Genomic DNA, 254 nt, shown 5'->3' on the forward strand with positions numbered 1-254 from the left:
TACCAATCACAGATTATTTTCTTTCCGGTTTTGAGGGAGTATAACCCTCGCTTATATAGTGATGGGGCTGTAGCTCAGTTGGGAGAGCGCCTGCCTTGCAAGCAGGAGGTCATCGGTTCGATCCCGTTCAGCTCCACCAAAAGAATAAATATGCTCCTTGAAAACTGGATATTGCATGAAATTGCTAAGATATTAACTGTAAGTACTTTTAGTAATTACGGAAATGCAAGGATGGCCTGCTAAGTTCGTCTCAC

The 254-nt window shown here is 42.9% G+C and carries 1 tRNA gene; it reads left to right on the forward strand.

Going from position 1 to position 254, the window contains the following annotated elements:
- Positions 1-63: 63 nt before the first annotated feature.
- Positions 64-139, forward strand: a tRNA-Ala gene (locus tag HPY27_RS29895).
- Positions 140-254: the final 115 nt, after the last annotated feature.

The sequence above is a fragment of the Brevibacillus sp. HB1.1 genome (assembly GCF_013332445.1).
Lineage (GTDB): Bacteria > Bacillota > Bacilli > Brevibacillales > Brevibacillaceae > Brevibacillus > Brevibacillus porteri.